This window comes from Salinibaculum rarum, assembly GCF_030505615.1.
GTDB classification, from domain to species: Archaea; Halobacteriota; Halobacteria; order Halobacteriales; family Haloarculaceae; genus Salinibaculum; species Salinibaculum rarum.
In genome coordinates this window covers 370,431-385,676 of record NZ_CP129992.1, presented here as the reverse complement: position 1 = coordinate 385,676, position 15,246 = coordinate 370,431, and the positions used below count along the sequence as shown (strand labels likewise).

The following is a 15,246-nucleotide window of genomic DNA, read 5'->3' as shown; positions in this document are numbered from 1 at the left end:
GGCTGAAAAAAGTCGTCCGGTCCAGGCCACTCATACGGATTGCTGTAACTGTACGTGTTTAGCCCCGATGAATTTCGCCACTATCTCGTAACAGGCGACCAATCGGGGCGATATGTACCCTCAACAAGGGCTAATTGAATTTCTCCAGGGATGGTCTCCGCTCGGAGACCATCCCGGTAGCCCTGCTGAGGTAACGCTGAGGTGGTCATAGTGGATTGGGATGACCTCAGCAAAGACGAACTTCTCTCACGGTTTCTCCAGATGGAAGAGCGAATTGACGAGCTGGAGGAGAAACTTGAGCAAAAGGACGAACGAATCGAAGAGCAGCAAGAGCGAATCGAAGAACTCGAAACACGCCTTCGCAAATACGAGAATCCACATACACCACCGAGTAAGCGACGGTCGGGGACTGACGAGTCCCCGACCTCGCAAGACGACGAAGACGACGATGTCAGAACTGATGGCGGCACTCCGGACGAAAGGACGGTCACGACCCGGAGTGGCGCTCTACAGCTGATCCAGACGAAGAAGTTGAGGTCACCTGTGACTGTTGTCCAGAGTGTGGCCAACACTTCGACGAGTCGGTGGGCGTCAGCCCCCGACTCGTCGAGGAGATTCCGGACCCACAGCCACCAGAAGTCACGCAATACAACCGCCACTGCTACCAGTGCGACTCCTGTGGGACTGAGACAGTCGCTACACACACCCGACTGCCCGATGAGGGGCAGTTCGGGGTGAACGTTATCGCCCAATCAGCACTGTCGAGGTATGATTATCGCTTCCCCTATCGGAAGATTGCAGACCGTTTCGACCAGTTGCATGGACTGGAGTTGTCGGGCGCGTCCGCATGGCACGCGACCGAGCGCGCTGGCGCGCCGGTCGCTGTGAATACAACCAGATTCGCCGTCAGATCCAGCAGGCTGACGTTGTTCATGTCGATGAGACAGGAATCAAGCGTGACGGCGAGCAGGCCTGGATCTGGACGTTCACCACCGAGAGCCACACGCTGTACGCAGTTAGAGAGAGTCGTGGGAGCGATGTTCCCGCGGAAGTCCTCGGCGAGGACTTCGCGGGAACGGTCATCTGTGATGGATGGACGGCCTATCCAGCCTTCAGCGACAACTTACAGCGGTGTTGGGCACATATTCTGCGAGAGGCTGAAGATGTCGCTGAGAAGCAGCCAGAAGGCAAACCGATCTACGACTCTCTCAAGCAGTTGTACGTCGCTCTCCAGACTCGGCTGGAGAGCGACTTGACCATTCGTGAGCGAGCTGAACTACAGCGCGTAGCACGTAGAGAGGTTGAGTCGTTGATTGAGCGGTCAGTTCCCGACGGACCAGTGGCAACACTGCTCGGAAAGATAGAAGGTGGCCTCGACCACTGGCTCACCTTCGTCGGTGAGCCAGCGGTCTCTCCGACAAACAACGCCGCCGAAAACGCGCTCCGTGAACCGGTGGTCCTACGGAAACTTATCGGAACGCTCCGGAACGATCGCGGAATGTTCGTTCATGAGACGCTGCTGTCCCTGCTGGCGACGTGGCGCCAGCAGGGACGCAATCCCTACGACGAACTCAAGCGAGTTTCCCGAGACAACGAGATGATTTCACGGACTCAGGCTGTGCCGGCCGTTGAATCCTCGGGGTAAACACGTACCTGTAACTTTTTACCGGGACAACCGCACGTAATCGTGCAGTCGATCCGGTACGGGCTTACAGCAATCCGTATCAGACTGTGAGACTGGGTTCCGGTCTGGGACTGTGAATATTGCCAGTCGCAGCCAGACGAACAACATGATTTATGTCTACGGATGGTCCACCCTAGGACGCTATGGGACAGACACTTACCGAGAAGATTCTCGATGACCACCTCGTCGAGGGCGAACTCACGCCCGGCGAGGAGATCGGCATCGAGATCGACCAGGTACTCACACAGGACACGACTGGAACACTGGTCTGGCTGCAGTTCGAGGCACTCGGCCTCGACGAAGTCCAGACCGAACTCGCAGCGCAGTACTGCGACCACCAGACCTATCAGTTCGACTTTAAGAACACGGACGACCACCGATTCCTGCGATCTGCGGCCGGCAAGTTCGGCGCCTACTTCTCGCGGCCCGGTAACGGTATCTGCCACAACGTCCACAAGGAGAACTTCGCCGCCCCCGGCAAGACGCTCCTTGGCTCTGACTCACACACGCCGACGCCCGGCGGTATGGGCGAACTCGCAATCGGTTCCGGTGGCCTTGACGTGGCCGTCGCCATGGGTGGCGGCGCCTACTACGTCGAGATGCCGGAAGTCGTCAACGTGCGCCTCGAGGGCGAACTGCCCGCGTGGGCCACCGCGAAGGACGTCATCTTGGAGATGCTCCGTCGTCTCTCCGTGAAGGGCGGCGTCGGCAAAATCTTCGAGTACACCGGCCCCGGTGTCGAGACCCTCTCCGTTCCGGAGCGGACCACCATCACCAACATGGGGACGGAACTCGGTGCGACCTCCTCTATCTTCCCGACCGACGAGAAGACCGAGGACTACCTCTCGAAACTCGGCCGCGAGGACGAGTACGTCGAACTCCAGCCCGACGACGACGCCGAGTACGCCGACCAGATCACCATCGACCTCTCGGAGATCGAGCCGCTCATCGCGTGCCCGAGCATGCCCGACAAGGTCGTCCCCGTCCGCGAGGCCGCTGGCGAGGACGTCGAGCAGGTCATGATCGGCTCCTGTACGAACGGTGGCTACCCGGACATCCTCCCGGCCGCGAAGATGCTGGAAGGCCGCGAAGTCGACATGAAAACGGAGATGATTATCGCACCCGCCTCCAAGCAGGCCTCCGAGATTCTGGCCCGTCAGGGCTGGACGGCCGAGCTGATGGCTGCCGGTGTGAACTTCTCCGAAGCGACCTGCGGTGCCTGTATCGGTATCGGCCACGTGCCCGGTTCCGATTCGGTCAGCCTCCGGACGTTCAACCGGAACTTCGAGGGTCGCTCCGGCATCGAGGACGACAACGTCTACCTCTGCTCGCCGGAAGTCGCCACCGCGGCGGCCATCAAGGGCGAAATCGTCGACCCGCGTGACCTCGCCGACGAACTCGGCGACCTCGAGGACCCCGGCTTCGAACTCCCCGAGACCTTCGACGGCTCGAAGACCGACATCATCGAGCCCGAGGAAGCCGTCGACGACGAACTCGTCAAAGGGCCCAACATCGGCGACGTGCCGCTGAAGGACCCCCTCGACGCCCACCTCGAAGGCGAGACCCTCCTCAAGATGGAGGACAACATCACGACCGACCACATCATCCCTGCGACCCAGGACATCCTGATGTACCGGTCGAACATCCCGAAACTCTCCGAGTTCACGCTCTCGCGTGTCGACGACACGTTCGCACAGCGTGCCCTCGACAGTGACGGTGGCTTCCTCGTCGCCGGCGAGAACTACGGCCAGGGCTCCTCGCGTGAACACGCGGCCCTGTGCCCGATGTACCTCGGTATCGAGGGCGTCCTCGCACAGAGCTTCGCCCGCATCCACAAGGCGAACCTGTTCAACTTCGGTCTGCTCCCCCTCGAAATCGACGAGGAGGACTACGAGAAGATCGAGCAGGGCGACGACATCGAAATCGTCGACGACGTCGCCGAGGCTGTCCGCTCCGGTCAGGAAGAGTTCACAGTCCGCGTGAACGACGACTGGGAACTGACGGGCCACCTCGACGCGTCCGAGCGTGAGCGCGAAATCCTCGCCGACGGTGGCAAGCTCACCCACGTCAAGCAGAAACACGACGAGGGTGGCGCGGCACCCGCAGACGACTAGCGAGATTCGAGCGACGCGAGCCTCACACTACCTTTCTCCGTTTTTTCAGGTCGGGTAGTCCCGACTCTCGGTCTCACAGCCAGTCGCTCGCCGATGGCGACGAACGCGATGGCTGCGCCGGCCGCCCACATGAGACCTACGACGATAGCGAGTGGCACGGCGACGACGACGCCGACGATGGTGAGCGCCAACACGACCACGACCAGGATGAGGGAGACCAGGACGAGCAGGCCGTAGATGAACGACCCGATTGCGTCGTCGGCGATGCGGTCGACCAACCGCTCGGTGTACGCCGGTGTGAGCGCAATCAGGATGCCACCGACGAGCAGCGTCGAGAGAAACGCACTGACGGCACTGCCGCCGAGGCCGACTCCCGGGTCCACATCCGGTGTGCGCGACACGACCGACTGGACGACGATACCAGCCTCGAAGAGGGCTGTGAGACCTATCATACCTATACCTCTCAGCCAGACAATAAAACTGCGCTGCTCAGTGTGTCGTTCTTTCCCGCTCTCACGCTGGTTTCTCTCTTCGCAGCGACTCTCGCCAACGAGCCGACCCGAGCCGCTGGCAGTAGATTTTTGCGTGCCTGGTCGTAACGCTCTCACAGTGAACCGACGTACGTTTCTCGCTGCGATGGCCACGGGTGTCGGCGGCGGACTGGCCGGCTGTTCCGGGGGTGGGTCCGGTGGCCCGTCGGGCGACGGCACCGTCTCCGGGGCCGGAAGTGCCCCCTTCGAACACCCGGGTACGCTCTCGACGACCTTCGTCGCCAACGGCGAGTACCCCACCGACGACGACCCGGCGGACGGTCGGCCCCCGGCGTTTGCCGACCAGCCACCGCGTCCGGACGTCGACACCGACTCGTTCGACACGCTCGATGTCAACGGCGAGACGGTCAAACTCGCGCCCATCGACGTCGTCGAGCAGTGGTATCGCCGCGGTGACATCCGGGTGGTCGACTCGCGCGGACTCGAACAGTACGAACGGGCCCACGTCTACGGTGCCGTGCTCTCGTCGGCCCAGCCCAACTCCAAGGGCGGCGGCATCGAGGGGTGGCGGTTCGACGACCGCGTCGTGACCTACTGTGGCTGTCCCCACCACCTCTCCTCGATTCGGGCGGCCGGCCTCCAGAAAGTGGGATTCTCCGATGTCTACGCCCTCGACGAGGGATTCATCGGGCAGGAGGATAGCTGGTACGAGCGGAGCCATCCGATGGCCGGGACCGCATTCGATACCAGTTCGCAGGCGAGCGTCCAGGAGTGGTCGATTGCCGGTACGGTCGACGCCCAGCACGCCGGCGAGTACGTCTGGGCGACCGTCGACCGTCAGTACGAGGCCGCTCCGGTCCAGTCCGACGGGAGCTACCAACTCCATCTTCACTTTGCTGGCGTCTCGCCGGACACGCCGGTCCGCCTCCAGACGCCGACCGACACCGTCGAACGCCCGCTCGGCGAGGTCGGCTCGCGCGTCTGAGCGAGGACCTTTATTCTGCGAGTGTGACTACCGGGTATGGACCAGCGCGTCTCCGAGCACGCCGAAACGTTGGTCGACTGGAGCGCACGCATCGACTCCGGCGACGACGTCGTCGTTCGCGTCGGCGAAGGCGCACACGAGTTGGGCGTCGCCGTCGCCGAGACACTCGGCGAGCGCGGCGCGAACCTGCTTGCCTGCTACGACAGCGACGAGCTCACCCGTGCCTATCTCCGTGCCCATGACGGCAATTTCGATTCAGACCCCGCTTACGAACGCGAAATGTACGAGCGTGCTGACAGCGTTCTCTCGTTGCGCGGGACGCGCAACACGAGCGCGACTGCGGACGTGCCGGATGAACGGACGCAGGCGTACGCGAAAGCGCGCGAGGAGATTCGGGAGGCCCGCCTTGACACCGACTGGGTCTCGACAGTCCACCCGACCCGAGCGATGGCCCAGCAGGCCGGGATGAGCGTCGAAGCCTACCGCGATTTCGTCTACGACGCCATCCTCCGCGACTGGGAGTCCCTTTCCGAGGAGATGGCACAACTGAAGCGGATTCTCGACGAGGGCAGCGAGGTCCGCATCCGCAAGGCGGGTGACGCGACGGACCTCACACTCTTTATCGATGGTCGGACGGCGGTCAACTCCACGGCCAGCGTCGCCGACGACTCGCACAACCTCCCCAGTGGCGAAGTGTTCACCGCGCCCTACGACACCGCCGGGCAGGTGGTCTTCGACGTGCCGATGACGATTCAGGGAACGCAGGTCGAGGACGTCCGCCTCGTGTTCAAAGACGGCGTCGTCGTCGACTGGGAAGCCGCCACCGGGGCAGATGTCATCGAGTCGGTCCTCGAAACCGACGGCGGCGCAACGCAACTGGGCGAACTCGGCATCGGGATGAACCGCGGTATCGACCGGCCGACCGGGCAGATTCTCTTCGACGAGAAGATGGCCGGCACGGTCCACCTGGCGCTCGGGCGGGCCTACGACGCCTGTCTGCCCGACGGCGAGAGCGGTAACGACAGCGCCGTCCACGTCGACCTCATCACCGAGATGCGAACCGAGGGGACGACAATCGAGGTCGACGGCGAGGTAATCCAGCAGGACGGCGTGTTTCGGTGGGAGTAGAGAGATGGGTGGAGACGACACCGAGTCGGGACTGGCAGACGACACATCACTGGCGGAGCGCCGCCTCCAGGCGAAACTCGACGCCGGGACCATCACCGAGGACGAGTACGCTCGCCTGACGGCACTGCGCTTTGGCAAGGACCCGTCGGCGTTTTCGTTTGCTGACGCCGCCGAGTTCTTCGGGTTGACCCAGGAGGAACTTCGCGAGGAGATGGCATGGCTGAGCGGTGACGGGTCCTGACGCGCGCGCTCGGACCTCTACAGTGGTCTATTGATGACCGTATAGTGGTCATAGCGACGCTTTTGCGGTAACCGCGCGACCGCTGTGGTGATGGACTACGACGCCATCATCTTCGACAACGACGGGGTGCTGGTGACGCCGACAGACCGTCGCCTCTGGCATCGAGCGAGTCAACTCGCCTTCCACGACCTCGGCGTCACCGACGTCGCCGACACCCACCTCGACCGGCTGGATGGCTACAGTCTGTCTGGCCTCGTTCGAACATGCGAACGCTACGGCGTCAACAGCGACGAGTTCTGGCAGCGCCGGGAGGCCCACGCCGCCCGCGCACAGCGCCACGAAATACGGGCCGGTCGCAAACACGCCTACGACGACGTCGATATCTTGCAGGGTATCGACCCTTCTGTCGGTATCGTCAGCAACAATCAACAGGAGACCATCGACTTTCTCGTCGACCACTTCGGTTTCGACGATGCCGTCGAGACACAGTACGGCCGGGAACCGTCGCTGGACGGGCTCGTGCGGATGAAGCCAAACTCCCATTACCTGCACCGGGCTATCCGCGACCCCGATGCGACCAATCCGCTCTACGTCGGCGACAGCGGCGTCGACATGGCTGCGGCCGCCGACCTCGGTATCGACTCTGCGTTCGTCCGCCGGCCCCACCGGACGAATTACGACCCGCGACCGACTGCGACCTACGAACTCTCCTCGCTGGCTGACCTTCGTACTGTCTGCCGGACGGTAGTTGCGTGAGCGACTCCCGGTTCGAAGGGTCCCCTTCCCTGCGGCGTGCTGAGCCTACGCCACCCGGTCCTGGAAATCGCTGGTCACCTCGAACACCTCCTGTCGGCGCCGGCCGTGCATCATGTAGTGGTCGACGCCGGCCAGTTCGACGTACTCGCTGTCGGGGTGGGTGAGCCGGTCGAAACACGCAAGCGACCCCTGGCGGTCGGCAATCTCGTCGTCGCTGCCGTAGAAGACCATCGTCGGCACGTCGATATCCGCGGGGTTCCAGACCGGGTCGCCCGCCGTCGAGTCTGCCCAGTCGGCGATGCCACCCGCTTGCACTTTGAACCGGTCCTCGTCGATGCCCTGCGTCGATTCGACCTGTGAGCGCCAGATGGCGTCGAAGACGTGTTCGGGGTGGTCCGAACGCGCACGCACCGTCTCGCGGTCCTGTTCGAACCAGCCCACGTCGTAGTCGTCGATACCGAGCGCCCCGAGTGCAGTCTGGAAGTCGTAGGCCGGTTCGTACACCGGCGCACAGTGGACCAGTGAGTCGACGTACGCGCCCGCGCGTGCGAGATAGTGCCCCGTCGTGTGTGACCCCCAGGAGACGCCGACCAGATGGACGGTGTCGAAGTCCTCGCGGAGCCAGTCGACGACCGTTCCGATGTCGCTTGCGGCGTCTGCGGCGCGGTTTGGCGGGCCGTTGGCTTCCGGTGGCTCGTCCATCTCCGGGAGGGGGTCGCTGTCGCCGTAGCCCCGCTGGTCCATCGCAAAGGCCGCCCGCCCGTGGTCGGACGCGCCGTGGACCCACGAGTAGGAGGTGTCGTCTGCGACGGGCGTGACAAAGAGTCCGCGAGCGTTCGTGATGATGCCGTGAACGAACAGGACCGCCTCGGTTGCGTCGTCTGGGGCCCGCTCCCAGACGTTGAGTGTCGCGCCGTCAGGGGTTGTGACAGCTCGCTGGGTGAGTTCCATGGGCGGTCCTCTCGTGCCAGTCGCAAATATCGTGGGGGTAACTCTCACGCTCTTTCGCGCGCCCCACGTTTTAGCTAATTTCAGGCGCTAAGCCCCCTCCCTCAAGGAGCACCGCAGTCCGCGCCAGCGGACAAGGAGCGCAGTAGGGAGGGGATACAGCGCCGTCATCGTCTTCCATACATTGTTCTATTCCCGGCCCACAGGCGCACGTAATCCAAGCATACATTAAGCATCAAACGTATAGTATGCATACGGTGAAACGGAAGACAATCACCATCCGAGAAGACCAAGAAGAATGGATTCAGGAAAACCACCTGAATCTATCCTCGTTCGTCCAAGAACAACTGGATGAACTTATCGAAGAACGCGACTCATAGCCTATGAACTACAACTACAGGTATCGCCTCAGGCCGACCGAAAGCCAGCGTGAGACGCTGGACTACCACCGCGATACCTGTCGCCAACTCTATAACCACGCCCTGTACCGCTTCAACCAGATTCCCGAAGACGAGGGCACCGTCAAACAGCGTGTCCGGAAAATCCGTGACGAGCTTCCCGACCTCAAAGACTGGTGGGACGCACTCACCGACATCTACTCGAAAGTGCTTCAGCCCACCGTCATGCGGATTGCGAAGAATATCAACGCACTCGGGAAACTCAAAGAACAGGGCTACAAGGTTGGTGAACTCCGATGGAAATCACCACGCGAGTTTCGCAGTTTCACCTACAACCAGTCTGGCTTCGAACTCGACAAGAAGGGTGGCCAGACCGTGTTGTCGCTGTCGAAACTCGCAGACATTCCCATCGAACTGCACCGACCGCTGCCCGAGGACGCCACCGTCAAAGAAGTCACGCTCAAAAAAGAGAAAACTGGCGAGTGGTTCGCCATCTTCGGCATCGAGATGGACACAGAACCGCCAGCGAAGCCACCGCTGGAGGAGATCGACGCCGAGGAGATGGTCGGCATCGACGTGGGCATTCTGAAGTATGCCCATGATACTGACGGGACGGCAGTCGAATCACTCCACCTCTCGGAAGAACGCGACAGGCTCGAACGAGAGCAACGGAAGTTCTCGCGCAAAGAGTACGAGTCGAACAACTGGGAGAAGCAACGACAGACGGTAGCAGAGTGTCATCTCGACATTAAGCGCAAGCGGCGTGATTTCCTGCACAAACTCTCGGCATACTACGCCCGAGAGTACGAACTGGTCGCCGTCGAAGACCTCAACGTGAAAGCCATGCTGGAATCGCCGGGTAACAGCCGCAACACGGCGTCGGCGGCGTGGAACACATTCACCGATATGCTCGAAACGAAGTGCGAGCGGGAAGGCACGCACTTCGTGGAAGTTGAACCCGACGGCACCACCAAAGAGTGCGCTCAGTGTGGCGTCGAAACCGACAAACCGCTGTGGGTGCGTGAACACTCCTGTCCAGCCTGTGGTTTCGAGGCGGACAGAGACGCAAACGCAGCGTGGAATATCCTTTCTCTCGGACTTTCCAAACTAGGAGTGGGTCACTCCGAAGAAACGCCTGTGGAGACTGCGCTCCCTGTGGGTACCTCCCCGGTTCCTGCAAAGCGCGTCGTGGAAGCAGGAAGCCCCACCCTCAGCGAGCGCGTCAGCGCGAGCAGGGTGGGGTAGTTCACTCGCTGGCTGTCGGATGGCCACACATGGACTACACCCAGTTCGTCGAGGGTATCGTCCACGAACCGACACAGACCGAGGGGCGGGGCCTCGATTTGACCGTCGCCGAGGTGTCCGAGATAGCCGAGCCTGGACGGGTCGATTTCGGTGGCGGCGAACTCGAACCGGCCGAGACGATGCCGGTCCCGGGTGAGAAACGGAACCCGGACGACGACTACGAGTGGTGGCACCTCGACGCCGGGCAGTATCTCCTCGAATACAACGAGTTCGTCCCGGAGACAGCGATGACGTTCACGCTCCAGACTCGGGACGAACTGCTCGCTCGGGGTGCGTTCCACCCGACGCTTACAGTCACTGAACTGCCCCGCGTTCCACTTTCCGTCGGTGGGGCGGGTATCCGACTCAAAGAGAACGCGCGTGTGTCGACGATAGTGGCGGCCGAGTCGGTGTGAGTTTTTTTTGTCTCTATTCGGGGTCGCCGGGCCAGGGGATGTCCGACCAGACGACGACGGCCGCGAGGACGTAGGCGACGGCGGCTATCACCAACAGTCCGCCGCTCCACTGCCAGCCTGTGGACCCGTCGAAATCAGTCAGCATCGCGGCGGTGAAGCCGATAGCCAGAAAGAACAGGTACGTCGTGACGAGGTGGCGCCAGAGGTTACCCCAGGGTGGGGCGTGGAGGGCATCGTGCATGCGGATGAGTGTGCCACCCCGGTCAATAGGCGTTGGGGTCACGGCGAGTGGAAACAGGTGGGCTTTTTAGGCCAGACCGGTTTCAGGTGGACAATGGCAGAATTCACCGTCGCCGTCTCCAACCCGGAGGACGGCATGACCTACCAGGTAGATGCCTCGGACCAGGACGCAAACCGCTTTATCGGCAAGGAAATCGGCGAAGACGTCGACGGCAGCGCCGTCGGACTCTCGGGGTACACCCTCGAAATCACCGGTGGCTCGGACGACGCCGGGCGACCGATGCGCGAAGACGTGCTCGGCCCGGACCTCAAGAACGTCCTGCTCACGGGCGGCACCGGCTACAAGCCCCAGACCGACGGCGAGCGAAAGCGTGTGACCGTCCGCGGGCGCGAAATCAGCGACAACACGCGCCAGATCAACGCCAAAATCACCGAAAGCGGTGACGACTCGGTCGCGGACCTGCTCACCGAGGAGTGAGCGACCGCGTTCCCTCTGACCACGAAGCGGTCCCCAGCCATCGGACCCATCGCAAGCAGGTCGGCCGAACCGGCCGCCCGCGAATCCCACTGCCCGACGCCCTCGACGTGACTGTGGGAGACGTGATACGCCTCTCGTTTGGTGGTGACACGTACCACGCGCAGGTGACCGACTCGCTTGACGGTGGTCACGAGGTTCGTGGTGCGTTTTTCGACGCGCAGGCTGCCCGGACCGGCGGCGAAGGCGAGAACCACCTCCAGACGTGGGTCGACGACGCCGGCCTGTCGGTCGGTGACCCACTGGAAATAGACGTGGTGACCGCAGGCTACCAGTTCGGTCTCCGCCAGACGGGCGAGCGCGTCGTCTACGAGGCGCTCGACCCGCCATCGTCGTCGTTGGCAGACATCGCCCGGGATCTCGGCGAGTGAGTCCCGTCTCAGTCCGTCCGTGTCATTTTCTCAACTGATACTGGCACGAAACGCTCAATATCCGTCCACTTCTACGGGACAGTAACGCCACCCCATGTCGGAATCAGTGATTGCCGATTTCGTCGCGAAATTCAACTCCGAGAGCACGGCCAGGGGTGAACCCGTGAAAGGGCGGGTGCTGTTGAGCCAGAAGCGACTCGTTCTCGCGGCCAACGACGAGGAGAGAGCGACGATTCCGCTCACGTCGATTTTCGACATCGCCGTCGGGCAGGTGCCCGAAGACCTGGGTGACTTTTTCGACGCGACGGTGACCATCGCCTTCGAGCACAACGGCAATCGTCACGTCGCCGCCGTCGAGGCCGGCGAGGAGAAGATAGACAAGTTCTCGACGGTCCTGTTCAAGGCCGTCCTGAACGGCACGGACATGACCATCAAGCACCCGGCACGGCTCGGTGGGCGGGTCACCGATGCCGAGTACAAACCCGCCAAACTCTTCTTGCAGCCACGCACCGTCCGGTTCAAGAGCAGCGCCGAGACCATCGACATCGGGCTGTCGACGATTACCGGCTTCGAACGCTCCTCGCGTAAAATCGGCGGTGCCAAACGCCCGGTCATCGAGGTCCGGCACATGTACAAGGGCCAGTCGACGATGACGATGGCGGCCACCGAATCGCCACGAAAGATGTCGATTCTCGGCCGCTATCTCCGACTCGAGTACTCCGAGTTGATGTCGGAACTTCGCGACGTGGAACTCTCCGGAGACAAAAAGGAAATTCTCGTCGCGCTGTACTCGGGCGCCGGTCAGGAAGGGCTCTCGCTTGCGAACGTCGTCGGCAAGGACTCCTCACAGGTGACGATGTTGCTCAACCAACTCGAAGACGACGGACTCGTCGTCGACGCCAGAGACGGGACGAAACTCACCCCGAAAGGGCGGGTCGTCGTCAGCAACCACCTCGAAGACGTCAACGCGTGAGTCACAGGCTGGGACAGGCCCACCGTGTGGGTTGGGCCGAGAGAGAAAAGACAAAGCCGGTGGACATCGTTTGTCGTCTCATGGGTACTGATACCACAGTCCGCGTTGCGGACGTCATGTCGACGCCACTGGAGACTATCTCGTCCGACGCGAGTATCACGGAAGCGGCACAGAAGATGCGCGAAAACAACATCAACGGACTATTCATTCCGGGAAGTTCGTCGGGGATTATCACGACGACCGACGTCGTCGACGTCGTCGCCGAAGAGGGGTCCCCCGGGGACGTTCGCGTCGAGGAGGTCATGACGGCGCCGGTCGAACGGGTCACGAAGACACTCGAGTTGACCGAAGTCGCGTCGATGATGACCAACTTCGGCATCAAACACCTCCCGGTCATCGACGAACACGGCGACTACGTCGGGATGGTCACCTCTACTGACATCACGACTGAACTCGCCTGAGCGGTCGACCGCTCGCTACGCTTCGTCCATCGCTTCACTCGCGATGTGTCGGCCCCGCGCTTTCAACTGGACTTCCCGCCGCGTCCGTTGCTCCTCGAGAATCCCCTGTTCGACGAGGTCGTCGAAGATGTCCTCGACGGTGTCGACGTCCATCCCGACAAACTCCGGAATCTGGAACGGCGACACCCCGGAGTAAAGCGCCATCAACACTTCGCTCTCCCGGTCGGAAAGCTCCGCGTCCGTGGTGTTTTTCTGCTCGCCTTTCCGGAGCAACGACGCAAGCACCATCACGTGCTGTGGAGTTCCCGAGATGTGCGTCTCGACGGCCGTCCCCTCCTTGTCGGTGTGCTCGACTTCGATGAGCGGCCGCTCGTCGCCCTTGATCGTCGCTTCGTTTTGCTCGACGGTCCCCACGTCGTCGATTTCGATTTCGACGAACTGTCCCGTCGCGATTGCCAGGTTCACCTCGCCGTCGTCGATTTTCAGCCGGCCCTTCTCCCAGCCCGTGTCCTGGACGACTCCGCCCTCGACGGCGGGGTGTTTGGCGAGAATCACCTGCTGGTCGAGAATCGCCCGGTAGAGCGTCTGCTCGAACTCTTCGTGGTCTTTCGGCGAGAGCAGCGTCACGTCACCGCCCATCTGCAGGGAGATGTAACTCGACACCTGCGCGAGTGGCTGGTTTGCGTTCTGGCGGCCCTTGATACTCCGAATCTTCGACAGCGGAATGGTGCGCTTGCCCTCGTTGCTCACGAGGACGATACGCTTGGTCGAGAGGAGAATCCGGCCACCAATCCACTCGACGTCCGGGACTTTCCGCCCGTCCTTGACGACCTGCGCGAACTTGCCCCGCTGGTCTGCGAGTTTCTGTTCTCCCTCACTCATCTCTCTGACCAGTACTGTGCTACCGTTGGAGTCGCCCCGGTATTAACAATTCGGCTATCTGACCGCCGTCTGTGCCCTGTCACGGACTCGCGTTGTGGCCGCCGAGTTTCGACAGCGCCGAGAAGGCTTTCTTTCGGACCTGTTCGTCCTCGGTGTCGTCGAGGAGTTTCTCCAGTCGCTGGCCGGTCTCCTCGTCGCCGACCTTGCCCAGCGTGAACACGGCGTGGCCCCGGGCGTTGCTCTCCGCGTCGGAGTCTTCGGCGATTTCGAGCAGTTTCCGCTCGACGTGGTTGCCACCGATTTCGGCGAGACTCGTCGCGGCGAACTGCTGGGTCATCTGGCCGCCGTCTGCCAGCGCATCGACGAGTGCGTCGATTGCGTCGTGGTTTTGCTGGTCGTCCATCACCCGTCCGAGCAACCACGCGGTGTTGCGCCGCTGGGCCGCCTGTGAACTCTCCTGGAGGATTTCGACCAGCGGGTCGACGACGGTGGCGTCGTCGGTGTCGGACAACTGCTCGACGACCGTCTCGCGAATCTGGTGGCTCTTCTCGGTTGGCACGTTCGAGAGCAGTTCGATAAGCGAGAAGACGGCCGTCCGGCGAACGGCCGCGGCCTCGTCGCCGAGCGCGTTGATGAGCGGGTCGACCGGCCGGTCGTTGTCGAAGTTCCCAAACGCGGAGACGGCGATACGGCGCACGCGCTCGTCGTCGTCGTCGTACAGCGAGAGCAGCGCCTGCAGGGCCTGCCGGTTGCTGATGCGGCCGAGCGCTTCGGCGGCTTCCCGGCGCACGCCCGCTTTCGGGTCGGTGAGCAGTGACTCCAGTGGGTTGGTCGCGCGCGGGTCGGTAATCTTGCCGGTCGCACGCGCCGCGCGGGCACGCACCCGCGGGTCGCTGTCGTCGAACGCCTCCGTGAGTTGTGGGACAGCGTCGGACTCGTCGAGTTCACCCAGTGCGTTGGCCGCGGCCATCCGGAGTTCGGGAATCTCCGCGTCGAGTGCGCGGACGAAGGCCTTTGCCTTCACCCAGTCTGCGGCGTTTGCATCGAGGTCGACGTTCGCCATCGTCGCAATCAGTTTCTCGAGTGCGTCCTGTCCTTGCTCGTCGAGTGCGTCGATGGCGGCAGCGACGACGCCGTCGGTGTCGTTCTCGCTTGCGACCTGCACGAGCGCGTTGATGATGTCGTCGCGGTCGTCGTGGTCCTCGAGCCGACCAAGCGCTTCCGCAGCGCGGCGGCGTACCTCCGCGTTGTCCGAGCGCTTGAGAAGACCGATGAGCTTCTGAGCGTTCCCCGAGCGCTCGTACTCGTAGAGAGACATTATCCACCGTACGACCGGTGG

Annotated in this window: 17 protein-coding genes and 1 pseudogene; 13 read left to right on the top strand and 5 right to left on the bottom strand. The window is 62.4% G+C overall.

What is annotated here, in order from left to right; translation table 11 throughout:
• Positions 1 to 261 precede the first annotated feature (261 nt).
• Positions 262 to 1,645, top strand: a pseudogene (tnpC, locus tag QYL91_RS02165) (IS66 family transposase).
• A 182-nt stretch (positions 1,646 to 1,827) separates the two neighbouring features.
• Positions 1,828 to 3,798: an aconitate hydratase gene (locus tag QYL91_RS02160; protein ID WP_302081744.1), complete on the top strand. Its 1,971-nt coding sequence runs from the start codon at positions 1,828 to 1,830 to the stop codon at positions 3,796 to 3,798.
• On the opposite strand, the gene QYL91_RS02155 is transcribed toward QYL91_RS02160, so the two are convergent.
• Positions 3,795 to 4,250 carry a DUF8173 domain-containing protein gene (locus QYL91_RS02155; RefSeq protein ID WP_302081743.1) on the bottom strand — a complete coding sequence of 152 codons (456 nt, stop codon included), beginning with the start codon at positions 4,248 to 4,250 and terminating at the stop codon, positions 3,795 to 3,797. The genes QYL91_RS02160 and QYL91_RS02155 overlap by 4 nt on opposite strands.
• 157 nt (positions 4,251 to 4,407) lie before the next feature.
• Here QYL91_RS02155 and QYL91_RS02150 point away from each other — a divergent pair, with 157 nt between their 5' ends.
• The 4 genes from QYL91_RS02150 (at position 4,408) to QYL91_RS02135 (ending at position 7,399) form a co-directional block, all read left to right on the top strand.
• Positions 4,408 to 5,274: a rhodanese-like domain-containing protein gene (locus QYL91_RS02150; RefSeq protein WP_302081742.1), complete on the top strand. Its 867-nt coding sequence runs from the start codon at positions 4,408 to 4,410 to the stop codon at positions 5,272 to 5,274.
• A gap of 36 nt (positions 5,275 to 5,310) precedes the next feature.
• Positions 5,311 to 6,402: an aminopeptidase gene (locus QYL91_RS02145; RefSeq protein WP_302081741.1), complete on the top strand. Its 1,092-nt coding sequence runs from the start codon at positions 5,311 to 5,313 to the stop codon at positions 6,400 to 6,402.
• 4 nt (positions 6,403 to 6,406) lie between these two features.
• Positions 6,407 to 6,643 carry a hypothetical protein gene (locus QYL91_RS02140; protein ID WP_302081740.1) on the top strand — a complete coding sequence of 79 codons (237 nt, stop codon included), beginning with the start codon at positions 6,407 to 6,409 and terminating at the stop codon, positions 6,641 to 6,643.
• A 90-nt stretch (positions 6,644 to 6,733) separates the two neighbouring features.
• The gene (locus QYL91_RS02135; protein ID WP_302081739.1) at positions 6,734 to 7,399 is read left to right on the top strand and encodes an HAD family hydrolase; all 666 of its coding nucleotides are present in this window, start codon (positions 6,734 to 6,736) and stop codon (positions 7,397 to 7,399) included.
• A 45-nt stretch (positions 7,400 to 7,444) separates the two neighbouring features.
• Here the strand turns inward: QYL91_RS02135 and QYL91_RS02130 are convergent, their stop codons facing one another.
• The gene (locus QYL91_RS02130; protein ID WP_302081738.1) at positions 7,445 to 8,350 is read right to left on the bottom strand and encodes an alpha/beta hydrolase; all 906 of its coding nucleotides are present in this window, start codon (positions 8,348 to 8,350) and stop codon (positions 7,445 to 7,447) included.
• Between the two features lie 254 nt (positions 8,351 to 8,604).
• Here QYL91_RS02130 and QYL91_RS02125 point away from each other — a divergent pair, with 254 nt between their 5' ends.
• From QYL91_RS02125 to QYL91_RS02115, 3 genes are read left to right on the top strand one after another with little or no spacing between them, the layout of a single operon-like run.
• The gene (locus QYL91_RS02125) at positions 8,605 to 8,727 is read left to right on the top strand and encodes a hypothetical protein (protein ID WP_259372687.1); all 123 of its coding nucleotides are present in this window, start codon (positions 8,605 to 8,607) and stop codon (positions 8,725 to 8,727) included.
• A gap of 3 nt (positions 8,728 to 8,730) precedes the next feature.
• A complete protein-coding gene (locus QYL91_RS02120) occupies positions 8,731 to 9,990 on the top strand; it encodes an RNA-guided endonuclease InsQ/TnpB family protein (protein WP_302081737.1) in 1,260 nt (419 codons plus the stop codon).
• Positions 9,991 to 10,019: 29 nt separating this feature from the next.
• On the top strand, positions 10,020 to 10,445 hold the full coding sequence (locus QYL91_RS02115) for a dCTP deaminase/dUTPase family protein (protein WP_302081736.1): 426 nt from the start codon (positions 10,020 to 10,022) through the stop codon (positions 10,443 to 10,445).
• A gap of 13 nt (positions 10,446 to 10,458) precedes the next feature.
• Here QYL91_RS02115 and QYL91_RS02110 read toward each other — a convergent pair whose 3' ends face one another.
• Complete coding sequence (locus tag QYL91_RS02110) at positions 10,459 to 10,686, bottom strand: hypothetical protein (RefSeq protein WP_302081735.1); 228 nt, start codon at positions 10,684 to 10,686, stop codon at positions 10,459 to 10,461.
• 93 nt (positions 10,687 to 10,779) lie between these two features.
• On the opposite strand from QYL91_RS02110, the gene QYL91_RS02105 reads away from it, so the two are divergent.
• The 4 genes from QYL91_RS02105 to QYL91_RS02090 all read left to right on the top strand — a co-directional run bounded on the left by QYL91_RS02105 (position 10,780) and on the right by QYL91_RS02090 (position 13,025).
• A complete protein-coding gene (locus QYL91_RS02105; RefSeq protein WP_302081734.1) occupies positions 10,780 to 11,163 on the top strand; it encodes a 30S ribosomal protein S6e in 384 nt (127 codons plus the stop codon).
• Positions 11,160 to 11,591 (top strand): DUF7112 family protein, encoded by a 432-nt coding sequence (locus tag QYL91_RS02100; RefSeq protein ID WP_302081733.1) that lies wholly within the window; start codon positions 11,160 to 11,162, stop codon positions 11,589 to 11,591. Before QYL91_RS02105 ends, QYL91_RS02100 begins: the two co-directional genes overlap by 4 nt.
• A gap of 94 nt (positions 11,592 to 11,685) precedes the next feature.
• On the top strand, positions 11,686 to 12,564 hold the full coding sequence (locus QYL91_RS02095; protein ID WP_302081732.1) for a CheF family chemotaxis protein: 879 nt from the start codon (positions 11,686 to 11,688) through the stop codon (positions 12,562 to 12,564).
• Positions 12,565 to 12,644: 80 nt separating this feature from the next.
• Positions 12,645 to 13,025: a CBS domain-containing protein gene (locus tag QYL91_RS02090; protein WP_302081731.1), complete on the top strand. Its 381-nt coding sequence runs from the start codon at positions 12,645 to 12,647 to the stop codon at positions 13,023 to 13,025.
• 15 nt (positions 13,026 to 13,040) lie between these two features.
• On the opposite strand, the gene QYL91_RS02085 is transcribed toward QYL91_RS02090, so the two are convergent.
• The gene (locus QYL91_RS02085) at positions 13,041 to 13,907 is read right to left on the bottom strand and encodes a CheF family chemotaxis protein (protein ID WP_302081730.1); all 867 of its coding nucleotides are present in this window, start codon (positions 13,905 to 13,907) and stop codon (positions 13,041 to 13,043) included.
• 79 nt (positions 13,908 to 13,986) lie between these two features.
• Positions 13,987 to 15,225 carry a HEAT repeat domain-containing protein gene (locus tag QYL91_RS02080; protein ID WP_302081729.1) on the bottom strand — a complete coding sequence of 413 codons (1,239 nt, stop codon included), beginning with the start codon at positions 15,223 to 15,225 and terminating at the stop codon, positions 13,987 to 13,989.
• Positions 15,226 to 15,246: the final 21 nt, after the last annotated feature.